The sequence below is a fragment of the Mycobacterium intracellulare ATCC 13950 genome (assembly GCF_000277125.1).
Lineage (GTDB): Bacteria > Actinomycetota > Actinomycetes > Mycobacteriales > Mycobacteriaceae > Mycobacterium > Mycobacterium intracellulare.
Window position 1 is genome coordinate 3784743 of record NC_016946.1, and the last position, 17764, is coordinate 3802506.

The window sequence follows — 17764 nt, forward strand, 5'->3', positions numbered from 1 at the left end:
GCCTAGTCCTCTCCGATCGCGATGAAAACGTTCTTGGTCTCGGTGAATCCCAGCGGCGCGTCCGGGCCCAGCTCGCGGCCCAGGCCCGACTGCTTGAAACCGCCGAACGGGGTGTTGTACCGCACCGACGAGTGCGAATTCACCGACAGGTTCCCGGCTTCCACCGCGCGGGACACCCGCAGGGCGCGGGACAGGTCGTTCGTCCAGATCGATCCGGACAGGCCGTAGGCGGTGTCGTTGGCCAGCGTGACGGCGTCCTGCTCGTCATCGAAGGCCAGCACCGTGACCACCGGGCCGAAGATCTCTTCGGTGACGGTGCGGTCGGTGCGCCGCGGGGTGAGAACCGTTGGCGGGAACCAGAATCCGCGCCCGCTCGGCGCGGTGCCGCGAAACGCGACGGGGGCGCCGTCGGGCACGTAGGACGCCACCCTGGCGCGGTGCGCGGCCGACACCAGCGGGCCCATTTCGGTGCCCCGGGACGCGGGGTCCCCGACGACGACACCTTTGACGGCGGGTTCGAGCAGCTCCATGAAGCGGTCGTAGACGCTGCGCTGCACCAGGATCCGGCTGCGGGCGCAGCAGTCCTGCCCGGCGTTGTCGAACACCCCGGCCGGCGCGGTCGCGGCCGCCCGCTCCAGATCGCAGTCGGCGAACACGATGTTGGCGCTCTTGCCGCCCAGCTCCAGGGTCACCCGCTTGACGCGGGCCGCCGCCCCGGCCAGCACCCTTTTGCCGACCTCGGTGGAGCCGGTGAACACGATCTTGGCGATGTCGGGGTGCGTGACGAACCGCTCCCCCACCACCGGGCCCGGTCCCGGCAGCACCTGGAGCAGGTCTGGGTCCAGGCCGGCGTCGGCCGCCAGCTCACCGAGGCGGATCGTGGTCAGCGGCGTCGCCTCGGCGGGCTTGACCAGTACGGCGTTACCCGCCGCCAGCGCCGGCGCGAACCCCCAGCAGGCGATGGGCATCGGGAAGTTCCACGGGGCGATCACACCGACCACGCCTAGCGGTTCGTTGAACGTGACGTCCAGCCCGCCGGACACCGGAATTTGCTTGCCGGACAACCGTTCCGGGCTGGCGGAGTAGTAGGTCAGCACGTCGCGGACGTGGCCGGCCTCCCACTCGGCCGACCCGATGGGATGACCCGAGTTCGCGACCTCGAGGGCCGCGAGCTCGTCGCGATGGGCGTCGACGGCGGCGGCGAAAGCCCGTAGGCCGGAGGCTCGTTCGGCCGGGGATAGCCGCGCCCACCGCCGCTGCGCCGCCCGCGCGCGGCCCACCGCGTCGTCGACGGCCGCCGCGTCGGCGTGCTCGACCGAGCGCAGCACCTCCTCGGTCGCCGGGTTGATCAGTTGCGTCGCGCCCACGTCAGCGCCCCGCATACGCCCGGGCCGCGTCCACGATCGCGGCGAACAACCGCAGATCCTCCAGGGACTGCTCCGGATGCCATTGCACGCCAAGCACAAACCGGTCCCCGGGGAGCTCCAGCGCCTCGACGACGCCGTCGGGATCGGTCGCGCTGACCACCAGCCCGTCCCCGACCCGGTCGATGGCCTGGTGGTGATAGCACGGCGCGTCGACGGTCTCCCCCACCAGCGCGGCCGCCCGGGTGCCGGCGACGGTGCGCACCGGCACCCGGGTGAACACCCCGTCGCCGGCGCGGTGCCCGCAGTGCCCGAGCACGTCGGGCAGGTGCTGGTGCAGCGTGCCGCCGAGCGCGACGTTGAGCACCTGTGCGCCGCGGCAGATCCCGAGCACCGGCAGCCCCCGGTCCAGCGCGGCGCGCAACAGCGCGAACTCCCAGGCGTCGCGGTCGGTGCGGGGTTCGTCGGTCGTGGGATGCGGTTGCTGGCCGTAGCTGGCGGGGTCGAGGTCGTAACCGCCGGTGATCACCAGCGCGTGCACGCCGTCGAGCACCGCGCCGACGACCTCGGCGTCCGCCGGTTGCGGGGGCAGCAGGACGGCGATCCCGCCGGCCTGGATGACGCCCTCGAAGTAGTCGGTCGGCAGGTATCCGGCGGGGATGTCCCAGATCCCGGTCTGCACCCGCTCGAGGTACGTGGTCAGGCCCACGACCGGGCGCACGGACTTGCGTGGCGATCGCAAGCGCGGCGCAGCCGGGCGCAGCGGGTCGCCACCATCCAGCTCAGAGCCGTTCAAAACCACGCGTCCTTTCCCAGTCGGTGACCGCGGCGTTGAACGCCGCCAGTTCCACGCGGGCGTTGTTCAGGTAGTGGGCGACCACGTCGTCGCCGAACACCTCGCGCGCGAGCGCCGAGCGCTCGAAGGCCGAGGCCGCCTCGGCCAGGGTGGCGGGCAGCCGCTCGACCCCGGGGGCGTGATAGGCGTTCCCCGCGTAGGGCTCCGGTGGCTCGAGGCCCCGTTCGACACCGTACAGCCCGCCGGCGACGATCGCCGCCACCGCCAGATACGGGTTGACGTCGCCGCCGGGCACCCGGCACTCGACCCGGGTGTTGGGCCCGTGGCCGACCACCCGCAGCGCGCAGGTGCGGTTGTCCAGCCCCCAGGCCACCGCGGTGGGCGCGAAGCTGCCGTCGGCGAATCGCTTGTAGGAGTTGATGTTCGGCGCATAGAACATGGTGAATTCGCGCAGGGTTGCCAGCAGCCCGGCCACAAAGCTGCAGAACGTCGACGACATGCCGTGCGGACGGGCGGGGTCGGCGAACACCGCGCCGCCCTGCGGGTCGCGCAGCGAGAGGTGTATGTGGCAGCTGTTGCCTTCTCGCTCATCGTATTTCGCCATGAACGTCAGGCTCTTGCCGTGCTGATCGGCGATCTCCTTGGCCCCGTTCTTGTAGATGACGTGGTTGTCGCAGGTGACCAGCGCCTCGGCGTAACGGTAACCGATCTCCTGCTGTCCCCTGTTGCATTCGCCTTTGACGGCCTCGAATTGCAGGCCCGCGCCGGTCATTCCGTTGCGGATGTCGCGCAGCAGCGGCTCCATGCGCGACGACGCCGCGATCGCGTAGTCGATGTTGTAGTCGCTGGCCGGGGTCAGGCCGCGGTATCCGCCGGCCCACGCCTGGCGATAGGTCTCGTCGAACACCATGAATTCCAGCTCGGTCGCGGCGTCGGCGCTCCACCCGCGCCGGGCCAGCCGATCGAGCTGGCGGCGCAGGATGGCCCGCGGTGACACGGCGACCGGGCTGCCGTCGGCCCAGCCCACATCGGCGATCACCAGGGCCGTGCCGGGCAGCCAGGGAATGCGCCGCAGGGTGGACAGATCGGGCGTCAGCACGGTGTCGCCGTATCCGGTGTCCCAGCTCGACATCGCGTAGCCATCGACGGTGTTCATGTCGACGTCGACCGCCAGCAGATAGTCGCAGCACTCGGCGCCCCGGGTGGCCACCTCGTCGACGAACAGTTGCGCGGCCACCCGCTTGCCGACCAGGCGTCCCTGCATGTCGGCGAACGCCACGATGACCGTGTCCACCGCGCCGGCGGCCACCAGCTGCCGCAGGGCACTCAGCGAGAGCATCGGGTCGGTCACGGCGTCATCGTCGGAGGCCATGACCGTTAGTCAACCAGGCGCTACCAGGTGCTGGTGCGCAAAATGATCTCGGCGGCCAGTTGCGCCGTCGACTCCTGCACGGTGCGCCGTCCCAGATGCACCACCCGGTAGTCGGCGTAGACGTACTGCTGGCTGGCCTGGGCCACCGACCGGGCGGCCGGCGAGCTGACCAACACGGTGGTGCCAATCTCCACCGGTGGGCAGTGCCCGTCGCGGATGGCGCCGTCGCGATCGCCGGCGCGCGGATGCCCGCGGTCGATCACCACCAGCCCGACGAACCGGCCCAGCCGGGTCGCCGTCAGTTCCCACGCGAGGTCGCCACCGGCGCGGTCGCCCATGACGACGGCCCAACCGATTCCCAGCGCGTCGAGAATGCCGATCACCGACTTGGGGGTCAGCCGCGGGTCGAAGCCGATTACGACCGTCCGCAGCGATGCGGTGTGCAGGCGCTCGCAGACCGCGTCATACGCGGCGGGGGCGCGTTCCTCGTCGCCCAATATGACGACGACGACGCCCGTCTCCGGTCCGGCCACAACGACCGGGACCGGGAACCCCTCCAGGGTGGTCATCATCGAGGACACCCAAGCACGCTACAGCCAAACGGCATGCGCGCGCGATGATTCTGCGGCATGTGATACAGGGACACAGTTTCCACCGGCACTCGATGACGGCCCGCCGGCCGCGTCGTCAACGGCGGCGTTCACATCGCGACGTCGGCGAATACCTTACGGGCGCAACAGACTTGCCAGATGCGGACGCGCCGGCGGCGGGCCGTGCAGCAGCCCGAGGACGGCGTCGACGTCGAGATGGGCGGCCAGCAGATCGGCGGCGAGATCGAGCTGGGCGTCGCGCCGCGCGGCGACGTTGGTGTCGTCGTCGACCACGAAGCCGCCCCGGCCCGCCGCGTCGGCGACCCGGGTGAGCCAGGCGCGCCGGAAGTCGTCGTTGTCGAGCACGCCGTGCCAATGCGTCCCAAAGATCGCGCCGCGCACCACACCTTGCGGTTGCGGATCGGTGCCGGCGTCGAACCAGGTTTGCTCGGCGCAGCGCGCGATCCGCCCGTGATGGATCTCGTATCCGCCCAACGGACCGTCGATCCCACACCGCCAGCGGCGCAGGGCCTTGGCCGGATCGAAGGCGATGTCGGCGTCGAGCAATCCCAGCCCCGGCACCTCGCCGGCCCCGGACTCCACCGCGTCATCGATACGACGGCACAGCATCTGAAATCCCCCGCAGATCCCCAGCACCGGTTTGCCGGCCCGCGCGTGCGACACGATCGCCTCGGCCAGGCCGCGCTCGCGCAACCAGGACAGGTCGGCGACGGTGGCCTTGCTGCCCGGGACGACGATCAGGTCGGCGTCGGCCGCGCCGGCGGGGTCGGCGACCCAGCGCACCACCACGCCCGGTTCGCAGGCCAGCGCCTCGACGTCGGTGGAGTTGGAGATCCGGGGCAGCCGGACCGCGGCCACCCGCAGCCACTCGTCGCCGCGCGGCGGGGCGGGCGTGCCGATGACGCGGTGCGCGACCACTGACAGCGAGTCCTCGGCATCGAGCCACAGCTCCTCGGCGTACGGCAGCACCCCGTAGGTGGGCCGCCCCGTCATGGCCTGCAGCTGGCGCAATCCCGGCTCGAGCAGCGCGGGATCGCCCCGGAACTTGTTGACGATGAAACCGGAGATCAGCGCCTGGTCGTCGGGCTCGAGCACCGCGACGGTGCCGAACAGGTGCGCGAGCAGGCCGCCGCGGTCGATGTCGCCGACCAGGACCACCGGCAGGCCGGCGGCCCGGGCCAGCCCCATGTTGGCCAAATCGGTGGCGCGCAGGTTGATTTCGGCGGGCGATCCGGCGCCCTCGCAGATGACCGCGTCGAATTCATCTCGCAGGCATGCCAATTCGTCGAGCACGACGGAGGCGAGCCGATCGCGGTGTTGGACATAGCTTTTCGCGCTGACCGAGTCGGTGACCCGGCCCTTGATCACGAGCTGCGAGGTGCGGTCGCTGCCCGGCTTGAGCAGCACCGGGTTGAACCGCACGCTGGGCTCCAGGCCGGCCGCGCGGGCCTGAATCGCCTGGGCGCGACCGATTTCGCCGCCTTCGACGGTGACCACGGAGTTGTTGGACATGTTCTGCGCCTTGAACGGGGCGACCCGGGTTCCGCGGCGGGCCAGCAACCGGCACAGGGCGGCCACCACCACCGATTTGCCGGCGTCGGAGCTGGTGCCGGCGACCAGCAGCGCCCCGCTCACCCGTGCGCGGCGAGCAGTGGGGCCCTCATGGCAGCGTGAGGATTTCGACGCCGGTGTCGGTGACCAGCAGGGTGTGCTCGAACTGCGCGGTCCACTTGCGGTCCTTGGTGACCACCGTCCAGCCGTCGTCCCAGATCTCGTAGTCCAGGCCGCCGAGGTTGATCATCGGTTCGATGGTGAACGTCATGCCCGGCTGCATGACGGTCGACACCGAGGGCTGGTCGTAGTGCAGGACGACCAGCCCGTTGTGGAACGTGGTGCCGATGCCGTGCCCGGTGAAGTCGCGAACGACGTTGTAGCCGAACCGGTTAGCGTACGACTCGATGACGCGGCCGACAACCGACAGGGCACGCCCGGGCTTGACGGCGTTGATGGCGCGCATCGTCGCCTCCCGGGTCCGCTCCACCAGCAGCCGGTGTTCTTCGGCGACGTCGCCGGCCAGGAAGGTGGCATTGGTGTCGCCGTGCACGCCGTCGATGTAGGCGGTGACGTCGATGTTGACGATGTCACCGTCCTCGATCACCGTCGAGTCGGGGATGCCGTGGCAGATGACCTCGTTGAGCGACGTACAGCACGACTTCGGGAAGCCCTTGTAGCCCAGCGTCGAGGGATAGGCGCCGTGGTCGACCATGTATTCGTGGGCGATCCGGTCGAGTTCGTCGGTGGTGACCCCGGGCGCGACCGCCTTGCCCGCCTCCACCAGTGCGCGCGCCGCGATCTGGCCGGCGACCCGCATCTTCTCGATCACCTCGGGCGTCTGCACCCACGGCTCGCTGCCCTCGTGGACCGTCGGCTTCCAGGCGTACTCGGGGCGCGGGACGCTGCCGGGCACCGGCAGAGTCGGGGACAACTCTCCGGGGGAAAGCGCGGTGCGAGCGGGCATGCGACCAGCTTAACCGGGGTCCCCCCGGCGATCAGACTCGCTGGCGGCGCAGCAGCGAGCGGCGCGGGCCCCGGATGATCACCGAACCGCACACCACTCGCCCGGTCAGCACGACGTGCGGCCTGCCCTCACCAGGCGGGTCTTTGCGGCGATCGCTGGCGCTGCCCACGTAGACCTCGACGTCGTCGATCGACGCGCTGGCGCCGTCGGGCAATCGAATCTCGACGGAGCCGAACCGCATGTCCAGTTCGACGACCACCACCGGCCCGGCGAACCGGGCCTTGGTGAGGTCGAGTTCCACCGAGCCCAGCCGGCGCACCAGCGCCAGGCGGGTGGGCACCGTCCATTCGCCGTGCCGCTTCAGCGAGCCCGCCCAGCCGCGCAGTTCCACCCGGTCGGCCGCCGAGGTGACGATGGCGCCCGGTCCCGGCAGGTCGCCGACCAGATGGTCCAGCTCCCCGCGCGTGCGCGCGTAGGACACCTGCGAGGAGCGCTGCTCGAACTCGTCGATGTCGATCAGCCCGAGCGCGACCGCGTTGTGCAGTCGCCGCATCGTGCCGTTGCGGTCGGCGTCGGAGACGCGCAACGCCACCATGTCGCCGCCGGTATCGGTCATGCTCGCAATTTACCGCCGCCGCGGCCGAAGCGGACCGGGCCCGTAGGACTGCTAGGCCAGAAAGTCCGGCGGCAGCGACTCGAGCATCACCTTGGTCATCCGGACGGCGTACTCCGAGCTGCCACCCCCGACGATCAGCGCCGCGAACGCCAGATCGCCGCGGTAGCCGGCGAACCAGGAATGCGACCCGCCCGGGAACTCGGCCTCACCGGTCTTCCCGTACACCTCGCCGCAGCCGGCGATCTCCTTGGCGGTCCCGTTGGTCACCACCAGCCGCATCATGGGCCGCAGTGCGTCGATCATCTTCGGGCTGATCGGCGTGGCGTCGCCCTGCACGGCCGTCTGGCGGCCCGCGATCAGTTGCGGTACCGGCGTCTTGCCGGCCGCGACCGTCGCCGCCACCAGGGCCATGCCGAACGGACTGGCCAGCACCTTGCCCTGGCCGAAGCCGTCCTCGGTGCGCTCGGCGAGGTCGACCGTCGGCGGCACCGAGCCGGTCACCGTGGTGATGCCGTCGATCTGGTAATCCAGCCCGAGCCCGTAGCGGGAGGCCGCCTGGGTCAGGCCGCGCGGGGGCATCTTGCTGCTGAGCTCGGCGAAGGTGGTGTTGCACGAACTGGCGAACGCCCGCGACATCGGCACCACCCCGAGGTCGAAGCCCCCGTAGTTGGGGACGGTGCGGTGCCCGATGTCGAGGCGGCCCGGGCAGCCCAGCATGGTGTTGGGCGTGGCCATGTCGCGTTCGACCGCCGCGCCGGCGGTGACCATCTTGAACGTCGACCCGGGCGGGAACAGCCCGGTGGTGGCCGGCAGGCCGTCGGCGTCGGCGCCCGCGTTCTGGGCGATCGCGAGGATCTCCCCGGTCGAGGGCTTGATCACCACGATCATCGCCTTGCCGCCGCGGGTGTCCACCGCATGCTGGGCGGCGTTCTGCACCGCGCGGTCCATCGTGAGCGACACCGAGGGGGCCGGTGATCCCTCGACCTCGTGCAGCACCTCGACCTCGACGCCGTTCTGGTTGACGCTCACCACCCGCCAGCCGGCCTCGCCGTCCAGCTGGTCCACCACGGCCTTCTTCACCGCGGCGACGACCGCGGGCGCGAAATGCGGGTCGGTGGGCAGCATTTCGGGCTGGGGCGTGACCACGATGCCGGGCAGCCGGCCGATCGCCGGGAACACTTTGTCGTTGTCGTCGGGGTGCAGCGTGACGCCGAGGTCGACCGGGTGGGGTGTCGAGCTGGCCTGCTCGGCGAGCAGCTGCGGGTCGTTGAGCGTGTCGTTGAACGGGTGCAGTACGTCGACCACCGCGTGCGCCGTACCGAACAGCGCGGGTCCGGCCTGGGTGGCGTCCAGCGTGTAGTGGTACACGTAGCCGGGCACCAGCACGTCGCTGCCGCCGAGTTCGTTCACCGAGGCGCGGCGCGGCCGATCCGCGCGCAGCGCGAACGTCTGGTGCTCGCCCAGTTTGGCGTGCAGAGCCGTGGTGGTCCAGCGCACCCGCCAGCGGCCCTCGTCGCGCGCCATCCTCAGCTGGCCGTCGTAGCTCCAGACGCGGTTCTTGGGCAGGTGCCAGGCGAAGCGATAGCCGACCGTGCCGGTGTCCTCGGCGTACTTGGCGTTGAGGACCTGCGCGTCGAGGTGGGTCGCCTGCAGGCCGGACCAGGCGGCGTTGAGCGCTTCGCGCGCCTCGTTGGGGTTGTCGCTGAGCTGGGCGGCCGTCGCGGTGTCGCCGACGGCGAGGGCGCGGAAGAACTTCTCCGCGGCCGGGCCCGGGCCGTCGGGCCGGGGCGTGCACCCGGACAGCGCGATGACCGCGACGAGCAGCAGGCCTGAAACGGATGAGGCCACTGTTGTTCTAGTTACCATCGGTGCTGATGTTATGAGCTGCGGCGTGAACTGCGGCGCCGCCACACCGAGACCGAACCGTTATGCGTGGTCGTGGCAGCTCGCCCCGATGCCGAGCGCCCGGGCAGCCGGGCGTTCGCCGGCCGGCGCCCGCCCAGCCGGGCGGCGGCCGCTGCCGGGGAGCACAACTAGTCGAGCAGCACCGTCGCGAAGGTGCCGATCTCGGCGAAGCCGACGCGGGCGTAGGCCGCGCGCGCCACCGCGTTGAAGTCGTTGACGTAGAGGCTGGCCGTCCGTCCGCTGCCGACGATCACCGCCGCGACCGTCGCGGTCCCGGCGGTGCCCAGGCCCAGGCCGCGCCACTCCGGGTGCACCCACACCCCCTGGATCTGGCCGACCCCCGGCGACTGCGAGCCCACCTCGGCCTTGAAGACGACCTGGCCGTGCTCGAACCGCGCCCAGGCGCGACCGGCCGAGATGAGGCTGGCCACCCGCCGCCGGTAGCCGCGACCGCCATCCCCGATCCGCGGGTCGACGCCCACCTCGCCGATGAACATGTCGACGGCCGCCACCAGGTAGGCGTCCAGCTCCTCGGGCCGGACCTGGCGCACCGCGGTGTCGATGTCGCAGCTCGGGTGGGTGGACAACGCCAGCAGCGGCTGGCGGTCGCGCACGTCGCGGGCCGGCCCCCACGCCCCCTCGAGCCGCTCCCACATCGGCATCACCAGGTCGGCCCTGCCGACCAGCGACGAGCAGCGCCGCGTCCCGCGCATGGCCTCGTCGGCGAACGCGCTCAGGTCGGCCGGGGCGCCGCGCAGCGGGATCAGGTTGGCGCCGGCGAAGCACAGCGATTGCTCGGCGCCGCGCAGCGTCCACAGTTCCCCGCCGATGGAATTGGGGTCGATGCCGTGGTCGGCCACCCGGGCCGCGACCATGCACGAGGCGACGGGATCGTCCTCGAGAACCCGCCAGACCGCCGCCGCATCACGCACCACGGACACCCGACGCTCGCCGACCAGGCGGAAAAGGGGCGGAGCCGACATGTGGCGAACTCTCTGTGGTGCGATCTCAGGGCCAGGGCGCTGGCGTTTATCAGCTTACGGTCACAACCGGCGAACCGCTCGATGTTGTGTCCGGTCCGTGATCGCCGCCCATCTCGGCGGCGATGCGCATCGCTTCCTCGATCAAGGTCTCGACGATCTGCGCCTCGGGCACGGTCTTGATCACCTCGCCGCGAACGAAGATCTGCCCCTTGCCATTTCCCGATGCGACGCCGAGGTCGGCCTCGCGGGCCTCGCCCGGACCGTTGACCACGCAGCCCATCACGGCGACGCGCAGCGGGACGTCGAGGCCGTCGAGGCCCGCCGAGACGGCGTTGGCCAGGGTGTAGACGTCGACCTGCGCGCGGCCGCACGACGGGCAGGACACGATCTCGAGCCCGCGCGGGCGCAGGTTCAGCGACTCGAGGATCTGGATGCCGACCTTGACCTCTTCGACCGGCGGCGCCGACAGCGACACCCGGATGGTGTCGCCGATCCCGCGCGACAGCAGCGCGCCGAACGCGACCGCGGACTTGATGGTGCCCTGGAACGCGGGGCCGGCCTCGGTGACGCCGAGGTGCAGCGGATAGTCGCACCGCTCGGCCAGTTGCTCGTACGCGGCGACCATCACCACCGGGTCGTTGTGCTTGACGCTGATCTTGATGTCGCCGAAGCCGTGTTCCTCGAACAGCGAGGCCTCCCAGAGCGCGGACTCGACCAGCGCCTCGGGGGTGGCCTTGCCGTACTTCTGCAGGAACCGCTTGTCCAGCGAGCCCGCGTTGACCCCGATGCGGATGGGGACGCCGGCGGCGCCGGCGGCCTTGGCGACCTCGCCGACGCGGCCGTCGAATTCCTTGATGTTGCCCGGGTTCACCCGCACCGCGGCGCATCCCGCGTCGATCGCGGCGAAGATGTACTTCGGCTGGAAGTGGATGTCGGCGATCACCGGGATCTGGCTGTGCCGGGCGATCTCGGCCAGCGCGTCGGCGTCCTCCTGACGCGGGCAGGCCACGCGGACGATGTCGCAGCCGGCCGCGGTCAGCTCGGCGATCTGCTGCAGCGTGGTGTTGACGTCGTGGGTCTTGGTGGTGCACATCGACTGCACCGAGATCGGGTGGTCGCTGCCGACCCCGACGTCGCGCACCATCAATTGGCGCGTCTTGCGCCGGGGTGCGAGCGTGGGCGCCGGGGCGTCCGGCATGCCCAGGCCAACGGACATGAGTTCTCCTACTGAAACAGCCTGATCGGGTTGACCAGATCGGCGGTCACGGTCAGCAGCATGTAGCCGACCACGAACACCAGCACGACGTACGTCGCCGGCATGAGCTTGAGGTAATTCACCGGCGCGGCCGCGACCATGCCCCGGGCCGAGCGGATCAGGTTGCGGACCTTTTCGAACATCGCGATCCCGATGTGCCCGCCGTCGAAGGGCAGCAGCGGCACCAGGTTGATCGCGCCCAGGATGAGGTTCAGCTGGGCCAGAAAGAACCAGAACGCCACCCACAGTCCGTGGTCGACGGTGTCGCCGCCGATGATGCTGGCTCCGACCACGCTCATCGGCGTCTGCGGGTCGCGCTGGCCACCGCCGATGGCGTGCACCAGCGCACCGACCTTGGTGGGAATCGTCACGAGCGCCTTGCCCACCTCGACGGTCAGGTCCCCGGCGAACGCCAGACTGCCCGGGATCGCCGAGAGCACCCCGTAGTGCGTCGGGCCGGTCCGGACGGCGCCGACGCCGATGGCGCCGACCGTCGAGGCTTGCGGTTGAGCGCCCTGCCCGTCGGGCCCGGTGGTCAGGTAGCGCTGCGTGGGCGTGACGTTGACATACGTGGTGATGGCGGTGCCGTCCCGCTCGGCGACGATCGGGGTGTTGCCGTGCACCTTGCGGATGGCCGCGGCCATCTCCTCGAAGGTCGACACCGGGGTGTCGCCCACCTTGACGATGACGTCGCCGGGACGGATTCCGGCGAGTGCCGCCGGCCCGGGCCCGGTGCAGTCCGCGATCTTGCCGGGCGCCACTTCCGGTGCCACACAAGCGGTTTCGCCGACCACCGCCTTGGTGGGCGGGTGCAGGTCGGGCAGGCCCCACACCAGCGCGATGCCGTAGAGCAGCACCAGGCAGATGACGAAGTTCGCGGCGGGCCCGGCGAACAGCACCGCGATGCGCTTCCAGACCGCCTGCTTGAACATGGCGCGGTCGGTCTCGTCGGGCGCCAGCTCCTCCACGGAGGTCATGCCGGCGATGTCGCAGAATCCGCCCAGCGGCACGGCCTTGAGGCCGTACTCGGTCTCGCCGCGGCGGGTCGACCACAGCGTGGGGCCGAAGCCGACGAAGTAGCGCCGCACCTTCATGCCGGTGGCGCGCGCAACCCACATATGGCCGCACTCGTGCAGGGCCACCGAGATCAGGATGGCCAGTGCGAACAGCACAATGCCGATGACGAACATCATTAGGCTGCGAGGACCTTTCTCACACCGCTCCGGAGGCTTTGACCGATAAGTTGGCGGGCTGCGCCTGTGCGACGACACGCTGCGCCCGCTCCCGTGCCCAGCGCTGCGCGTCGAGTACCTCATCCACGTTAGCGGGTGAGACGGCCCATTGGTCGGCGGCGTGCAGCACGTCGGCGATGGTTTTGACGATGGCACCGAACCCGATGCGGCCCGCCAGGAACGCCTGCGCCGCCTCCTCGTTGGCGGCGTTGTAGACCGCGGTCATGCAGCCGCCGGTCTGCCCGGCGTGCCGGGCCAACTCGACGGCGGGAAAGACGTCGTTGTCCAGGGGCTCGAATTCCCAGCTAGACGCCGTGCTGAAGTCGCAGGAGGCGGCCGCGCCGGGCACCCGGCGTGGCCAGCCGAGGGCCAGCGCGATCGGCAGCCTCATGTCCGGCGGGCTGGCCTGGGCGAGGGTCGAGCCGTCGACGAAGGTGACCATCGAATGAACAATCGACTGGGGGTGCACGACCACCTCGATGCGGTCATAGGGAAGGCCGAACAGCAGGTGGGTCTCGATGAGCTCGAGCCCCTTGTTGACCAGCGAGGCCGAGTTCAGCGTGTTCATCGGGCCCATCGACCACGTCGGGTGGGCGCCGGCTTGCCCGGGGGTGACGTCCTCGAGTTGGGCGGCGGTCCAGCCGCGGAACGGGCCGCCGGACGCGGTCAGCACCAGCTTGGCGACTTCGTCGGGGGTCCCGCCGCGCAGGCACTGGGCCAGCGCGGAATGTTCGGAGTCGACCGGCACGATCTGGCCGGGCTTGGCGGCCTTGAGCACCAGCGGACCGCCGGCGATCAGCGATTCCTTGTTGGCCAGCGCCAACCGGGCGCCCGACTCCAGCGCGGCCAGGGTGGGCCGCAGGCCCAGCGCCCCCACCAGCGCGTTGAGGACGACGTCGGCCTCGGTCTCCTGGACCAGCCGGGTCACGGCCTCGGGCCCGGCAAAGGGGATGTCGCCGGCCCGCCGCGCCGCCGCTTCGTCGGCGACCGCGATGTTGGTCACACCGGTGGCGGCGCGCTGGTGCAACAGCGTGTCCAGGTTCGCCCCACCCGCGGCCAGGCCGACCACTTCGAAGCGGTCCGGATTGGCCGCGATGACGTCCAGCGCCTGGGTGCCGATGGAGCCGGTGCTGCCCAGCACCAGCACGCGCACGCGGTCCGGGGTTTGCCCGTCGGTCGTCGGGTTGGTCACCCATTCATTGTGCCGCCCGGCCCGGACGGGGGCCACGATGCGGCCGCGTCCGCGGCGCGGCCTTATGCCAGAATTTGGGTTCAGCAAGCCGATCCGATCCGAAAGGGATTCGCCGTGGCCAGTACCGAGGTCGAACACTTCACCGGCGTCGACTCCGTCGAGGTGCCGTCGGCGGCGTGGGGTTGGAGCCGGATCAATCACCGGACCTGGCACATCGTCGGCCTGTGCATCTTCGGGCTGTTGCTGGCAATGCTGCGCGGCAACCACGTCGGCCACATCGAGGACTGGTTCCTGATCGGCTTCGCAGCCCTGGTCCTCGTCGTCCTGATCCGCGACCTGTGGGGCCGCCGGCGCGGCTGGATCAGGTAGCCGCTCCCCGTTTGCCCTGGCGTTTCACCCGGCGATGCCAGGCGCCGCCGATCACGACGACCGCCAACGCGAGCATGGCCACCAGCCACGGCCATATTCCGTGCTGGTGCACCCAGCCGGCAGTCGCACCCTGCAGACGACCGACCGCGGTGATCACCGCGTCCCGCGGGTTGGCGTTTGCGCCGAACAGGCGCACCTCGTAGCTGCCGTAGTAGGCCACGTACAGCCCGACCAGCACCAGCAGCGCGCCACCGATCCGGTTGACGAACGGCAGGATTCGGCGCAGCCGGTCCACCATCGCGGTGCTCGCCGTCGCGGCGGCGACGGCGAGCACACCGACGACCAGGGTCAGCCCCGCGCTGTAGGAGAGGTAGATCGCCACGCCGGTGACGATCGATCCCCCGCGCAGGCCGGCTGCGGTGACGGCCAGGAACGGTCCGATGGTGCACGACAGCGAGGCGACCGCGTAGCTGATGCCGTAGCCGTACATGGAGCCCAGCCGCACCGTGGGGGCCCACCTCGGCCCCAGCGGCCGCGAGGCCAGGGCCGACAGTTCCCGACCCGACAGCAGCCAGGCACCGAGCACGATCAACACCACGCCGACCAGCGCGGTGGCGTATGGCAGGTAGCGCTGCACGGTCGTGGCCGCCGACACGGTCAGCGCGCCGAACACGCCGAACACCGTCAAGAAGCCCAGCGCCATCCCGACGGTGGCCGCCAGCGCCCGCCCGGTGGCGGCCACCCCGGAGCGTTCGCCGGGTCGCCGGCCGCGCACCACCAGCAACAGGTAGGCGGGCAGCATGGCAAACCCACACGGATTCAGCGCGGCCACCAATCCGGCGGCGAAGGCCAGGCCGACCAGACCCTGGTCCATTTGGTCAGGACTTCAGCGCGGAGACCCGGTCGGAGAGCTCCTGCTGTGACATCGCCGAGGTCGGGTTGTTGACGAAGGTCGAGCTGCCGTCCGCACGGTAGAACACGTAGGCGGGCTGCCAGGGGACGTTGTAGCGGGCCCAGATGGCGCCGTCGGTGTCGTTGAGGGTGGTGAAATTCAGGTTGTACTTGGAGACGAAGCCCTGCATCGCACCCACGTCCGCGTGCGCCGCGATGCCGACGAAAGCGACGCCGGGGTTGGCGGCCGCGACCTGGCTGACGCCGGGGGCCTCTGCGTTGCAGTACGGGCACCACGGCGTCCAGAACCACAGCACCGCCGGCTTGCCCTGCAAACTGGCGCCACTGAAGGGTGCACCGCTCAGGGTCGTCGCGGTGAACTGCAATCGGTCGTCGGCGGCCTGCGCGCGTGGTCCGCTGGCCACGCCGACCATCATCGCGGCGACGACCAGCGCCGCGGCAAACGCTTTGTTCAGGGCTGACAAGCGAATCCTCATGGCACACCTCATTACTGGAGTCATGCCTTACTCGACGGGACAGCCCGTAGTCCGGTTCATCCGCCCCCAGCGAGCTACCGGTTCTCGAAGGCCAGCTGGCCGCACGCGGCGCTGATCTCGCGGCCGCGGGTGTCGCGGACCGTGCAGGACACGCCCTTGGCGCGGACCCGCCGCACGAACTCGCGCTCGACCGCCTTCGGGCTCGCATCCCACTCGCTGCCCGGCGTCGGGTTCAGCGGGATCAGGTTGACGTGCACCAACGGCCCCAGCGCGCGATGCAGCCGCTGCCCCAACAGGTCCGCCCGCCACGGCTGGTCGTTGACGTCACGGATCAGCGCGTACTCCACCGATACCCGCCGGCCGGTGACGTCGGCGTAATACCGTGCGGCGTCGAGCGCCTCGGCGATCTTCCACCGGTTGTTGACCGGCACCAGCGTGTCGCGCAGTTCGTCGTCGGGCGCGTGCAGCGACAGCGCCAGGGTCACCGCGAGCCCTTCGTCGGCGAGTTTGCGGATCGCGGGCGCCAGGCCGACCGTCGACACCGTCACCGAACGGGCCGAAATGCCGAACCCGTGGGGCGGCGCGGCGATGATGCGCCGCACCGCGGCGACCACCCGGGCGTAGTTGGCCAACGGCTCCCCCATGCCCATGAAGACCACGTTGGACAGCCGCTGACTGGGGGGGCCGAAGTCGTCGCGCAGCACCGCGGCGGCGGCGCGCACCTGCTCGAGAATCTCGGCCGTCGACAGGTTGCGGCTCAACCCGCCCTGGCCCGTCGCGCAGAACGGACACGCCATGCCGCAGCCGGCCTGCGACGAGATGCACACCGTGTTGCGCTGCGGATAGCGCATCAACACCGACTCCACGGTGACCCCATCGAGGGCCCGCCACAACGTCTTTCGCGTCTCGCCGGCGTCGCAGGCCACCTCGGAGACCGCGGTGAGCAGGATCGGGAACATCGTGTCGGCGATCGCGTCGCGCAGCCCGGCCGGCAGGTCGGTCATCTGCCGCGGGTCGGCGATCAGCCGCCCGTAGTACTGATGCGCCAGCTGCTTGGCGCGAAAGGCCGGCAGCCCCAGCTCGGCGACGGCGGCGGCGCGGCCGTCCGCGTCGAGATCGGCCAGGTGCCGCGGCGGCTTGCCGGGTCGCGGCTCGGAGAACACCAGTTGTTGGACCATGACCTGTCCAGTATCGGTCACGTCGGGCCGACCTAGGGAACGAGCGTCAGCACCGTCCACGCCGCGACCGCCGACGGCAGGACTCCGTCGAGGCGGTCCATCAGTCCGCCGTGGCCGGGCAGCAGCCGGCCCATGTCCTTGATGCCGAGGTCGCGCTTGATCTGTGATTCCACCAGATCGCCGAGCGTGCAGGTCAGCACCAGCACCAGACCCAGCAGCGCGCCCACCCACGGCGGTTTGCCGGCGAGGAAGGTCGCGGTCAGGGTCGCCGCGGTGATGCCCAGGACGAGCGAACCGGCGAGCCCCTCCCAGGACTTCTTCGGGCTGATCGCCGGGACCATCGGGTGCTTGCCGAACAACACGCCGACGGCGTAGCCGCCCACGTCCGACGCGACCACCGTGATCATCAGGCAGAACACCCGCCCCGCGCCGTCGGCGGGATACACCAGCAACGCGGCAAACGACGCGAACAGCGGCACCCACGCGGCCAGGAAAATAGTGGCGGACGCGTCGCGCAGGTAGGACGGCGACGGGGACCCACCGGCGGGTTCGGGCGGTGTGCGGTTGTCCTGCATGAACAATCGCCAAAACAGGCACGCCACCACGGTGACGCCGAACCCAGCCAGCGCGCCGGCGGCGTGGAACGGCCAGGTCAGCCACACCGTGAGCTGCCCGCCGGCCAGCAACGGGGTGACCGGAATGACGAATCCGGCTTCACGCAGCCGCCGCACCACCTCGTGGGTGGCGACCAGGATGGCCATCGCGACGATCGGGACCCAGAAGCGGGGGGCGAACACCAGCGTGACGACCAAAGCGCCGCCGATACCGGCGCCCACCGCGATCGCGGCGCGCAGGTCGCGGCCGGCCCGCGAGGTCTTCTTCGCGGGCGGCGGCATCGCCGTGAACGCAGGCTCCGGCTGGGCTGCGGCGCCGGGCTCGTCGGGCGGGGTGCCTGCGCCGGGATCTGGGGTAGCCACGGGCCTGA

Annotated in this window: 17 protein-coding genes; 1 reads left to right on the forward strand and 16 read right to left on the reverse strand. The window is 70.7% G+C overall.

Features of this window, described 5'->3' with window-relative positions:
- Nucleotides 1–2: 2 nt before the first annotated feature.
- The 12 genes from OCU_RS42215 to dxr all read right to left on the reverse strand — a co-directional run bounded on the left by OCU_RS42215 (nucleotide 3) and on the right by dxr (nucleotide 13844).
- Nucleotides 3–1367, reverse strand: a complete 1365-nt coding sequence (locus OCU_RS42215) for an aldehyde dehydrogenase family protein (RefSeq protein WP_014380673.1) — start codon at nucleotides 1365–1367, stop codon at nucleotides 3–5.
- A gap of 1 nt (nucleotide 1368) precedes the next feature.
- Nucleotides 1369–2166 (reverse strand): gamma-glutamyl-gamma-aminobutyrate hydrolase family protein, encoded by a 798-nt coding sequence (locus OCU_RS42220; RefSeq protein WP_225325552.1) that lies wholly within the window; start codon nucleotides 2164–2166, stop codon nucleotides 1369–1371.
- On the reverse strand, nucleotides 2147–3532 hold the full coding sequence (locus OCU_RS42225) for a glutamine synthetase family protein (RefSeq protein ID WP_014380675.1): 1386 nt from the start codon (nucleotides 3530–3532) through the stop codon (nucleotides 2147–2149). Before OCU_RS42225 ends, OCU_RS42220 begins: the two co-directional genes overlap by 20 nt.
- 20 nt (nucleotides 3533–3552) lie before the next feature.
- Nucleotides 3553–4104 (reverse strand): alpha/beta hydrolase, encoded by a 552-nt coding sequence (locus OCU_RS42230; RefSeq protein WP_008258770.1) that lies wholly within the window; start codon nucleotides 4102–4104, stop codon nucleotides 3553–3555.
- A 153-nt stretch (nucleotides 4105–4257) separates the two neighbouring features.
- Nucleotides 4258–5778, reverse strand: coding sequence for a cobyric acid synthase (locus tag OCU_RS42235; protein ID WP_014380677.1), 1521 nt, complete (start codon nucleotides 5776–5778; stop codon nucleotides 4258–4260).
- Between the two features lie 25 nt (nucleotides 5779–5803).
- Complete coding sequence (gene map / locus OCU_RS42240; RefSeq protein ID WP_009952674.1) at nucleotides 5804–6661, reverse strand: type I methionyl aminopeptidase; 858 nt, start codon at nucleotides 6659–6661, stop codon at nucleotides 5804–5806.
- A 31-nt stretch (nucleotides 6662–6692) separates the two neighbouring features.
- The gene (locus tag OCU_RS42245; RefSeq protein ID WP_008258773.1) at nucleotides 6693–7277 is read right to left on the reverse strand and encodes a DUF1707 SHOCT-like domain-containing protein; all 585 of its coding nucleotides are present in this window, start codon (nucleotides 7275–7277) and stop codon (nucleotides 6693–6695) included.
- A 51-nt stretch (nucleotides 7278–7328) separates the two neighbouring features.
- On the reverse strand, nucleotides 7329–9143 hold the full coding sequence (locus OCU_RS42250) for a penicillin-binding transpeptidase domain-containing protein (RefSeq protein ID WP_009952678.1): 1815 nt from the start codon (nucleotides 9141–9143) through the stop codon (nucleotides 7329–7331).
- Nucleotides 9144–9310: 167 nt separating this feature from the next.
- Entirely contained in the window at nucleotides 9311–10165 is an 855-nt protein-coding gene (locus tag OCU_RS42255) for a GNAT family N-acetyltransferase (protein WP_009952679.1), read from the reverse strand.
- A 49-nt stretch (nucleotides 10166–10214) separates the two neighbouring features.
- Entirely contained in the window at nucleotides 10215–11381 is a 1167-nt protein-coding gene (gene ispG, locus OCU_RS42260) for a flavodoxin-dependent (E)-4-hydroxy-3-methylbut-2-enyl-diphosphate synthase (RefSeq protein WP_014380681.1), read from the reverse strand.
- A gap of 8 nt (nucleotides 11382–11389) precedes the next feature.
- Nucleotides 11390–12613 carry a M50 family metallopeptidase gene (locus OCU_RS42265; RefSeq protein ID WP_014380682.1) on the reverse strand — a complete coding sequence of 408 codons (1224 nt, stop codon included), beginning with the start codon at nucleotides 12611–12613 and terminating at the stop codon, nucleotides 11390–11392.
- A gap of 19 nt (nucleotides 12614–12632) precedes the next feature.
- Nucleotides 12633–13844 carry a 1-deoxy-D-xylulose-5-phosphate reductoisomerase gene (gene dxr, locus OCU_RS42270; protein WP_009952681.1) on the reverse strand — a complete coding sequence of 404 codons (1212 nt, stop codon included), beginning with the start codon at nucleotides 13842–13844 and terminating at the stop codon, nucleotides 12633–12635.
- Nucleotides 13845–13958: 114 nt separating this feature from the next.
- Here dxr and OCU_RS42275 point away from each other — a divergent pair, with 114 nt between their 5' ends.
- Nucleotides 13959–14213 (forward strand): DUF2631 domain-containing protein, encoded by a 255-nt coding sequence (locus OCU_RS42275; RefSeq protein ID WP_036390065.1) that lies wholly within the window; start codon nucleotides 13959–13961, stop codon nucleotides 14211–14213.
- Here the strand turns inward: OCU_RS42275 and OCU_RS42280 are convergent.
- The 4 genes from OCU_RS42280 to OCU_RS42295 form a co-directional block, all read right to left on the reverse strand.
- Complete coding sequence (locus OCU_RS42280; RefSeq protein ID WP_009952683.1) at nucleotides 14206–15087, reverse strand: cytochrome c biogenesis CcdA family protein; 882 nt, start codon at nucleotides 15085–15087, stop codon at nucleotides 14206–14208. The genes OCU_RS42275 and OCU_RS42280 overlap by 8 nt on opposite strands.
- Before the next feature lie 4 nt (nucleotides 15088–15091).
- On the reverse strand, nucleotides 15092–15601 hold the full coding sequence (locus OCU_RS42285) for a protein disulfide oxidoreductase (RefSeq protein ID WP_009952684.1): 510 nt from the start codon (nucleotides 15599–15601) through the stop codon (nucleotides 15092–15094).
- A gap of 74 nt (nucleotides 15602–15675) precedes the next feature.
- A complete protein-coding gene (gene rlmN / locus OCU_RS42290; RefSeq protein WP_008258789.1) occupies nucleotides 15676–16779 on the reverse strand; it encodes a 23S rRNA (adenine(2503)-C(2))-methyltransferase RlmN in 1104 nt (367 codons plus the stop codon).
- 32 nt (nucleotides 16780–16811) lie between these two features.
- Nucleotides 16812–17756, reverse strand: coding sequence for a phosphatidate cytidylyltransferase (locus OCU_RS42295; RefSeq protein WP_029384172.1), 945 nt, complete (start codon nucleotides 17754–17756; stop codon nucleotides 16812–16814).
- Between the last annotated feature and the right edge of the window lie 8 nt (nucleotides 17757–17764).

What these genes read in the sequence shown, in the direction of transcription:
- OCU_RS42230 (WP_008258770.1), bottom strand. Translation starts at nt 4,104, where the DNA reads ATGATGACCACCCTGGAGGGGTTCCCGGTCCCGGTCGTTGTGGCCGGA.
- OCU_RS42280 (WP_009952683.1), bottom strand. Translation starts at nt 15,087, where the DNA reads ATGGACCAGGGTCTGGTCGGCCTGGCCTTCGCCGCCGGATTGGTGGCC.
- OCU_RS42255 (WP_009952679.1), bottom strand. Translation starts at nt 10,165, where the DNA reads ATGTCGGCTCCGCCCCTTTTCCGCCTGGTCGGCGAGCGTCGGGTGTCC.
- rlmN (WP_008258789.1), bottom strand. Translation starts at nt 16,779, where the DNA reads ATGGTCCAACAACTGGTGTTCTCCGAGCCGCGACCCGGCAAGCCGCCG.
- OCU_RS42250 (WP_009952678.1), bottom strand. Translation starts at nt 9,143, where the DNA reads ATGGTAACTAGAACAACAGTGGCCTCATCCGTTTCAGGCCTGCTGCTC.
- OCU_RS42265 (WP_014380682.1), bottom strand. Translation starts at nt 12,613, where the DNA reads ATGATGTTCGTCATCGGCATTGTGCTGTTCGCACTGGCCATCCTGATC.
- map (WP_009952674.1), bottom strand. Translation starts at nt 6,661, where the DNA reads ATGCCCGCTCGCACCGCGCTTTCCCCCGGAGAGTTGTCCCCGACTCTG.
- OCU_RS42225 (WP_014380675.1), bottom strand. Translation starts at nt 3,532, where the DNA reads ATGGCCTCCGACGATGACGCCGTGACCGACCCGATGCTCTCGCTGAGT.
- OCU_RS42285 (WP_009952684.1), bottom strand. Translation starts at nt 15,601, where the DNA reads ATGAGGATTCGCTTGTCAGCCCTGAACAAAGCGTTTGCCGCGGCGCTG.
- OCU_RS42245 (WP_008258773.1), bottom strand. Translation starts at nt 7,277, where the DNA reads ATGACCGATACCGGCGGCGACATGGTGGCGTTGCGCGTCTCCGACGCC.
- ispG (WP_014380681.1), bottom strand. Translation starts at nt 11,381, where the DNA reads ATGTCCGTTGGCCTGGGCATGCCGGACGCCCCGGCGCCCACGCTCGCA.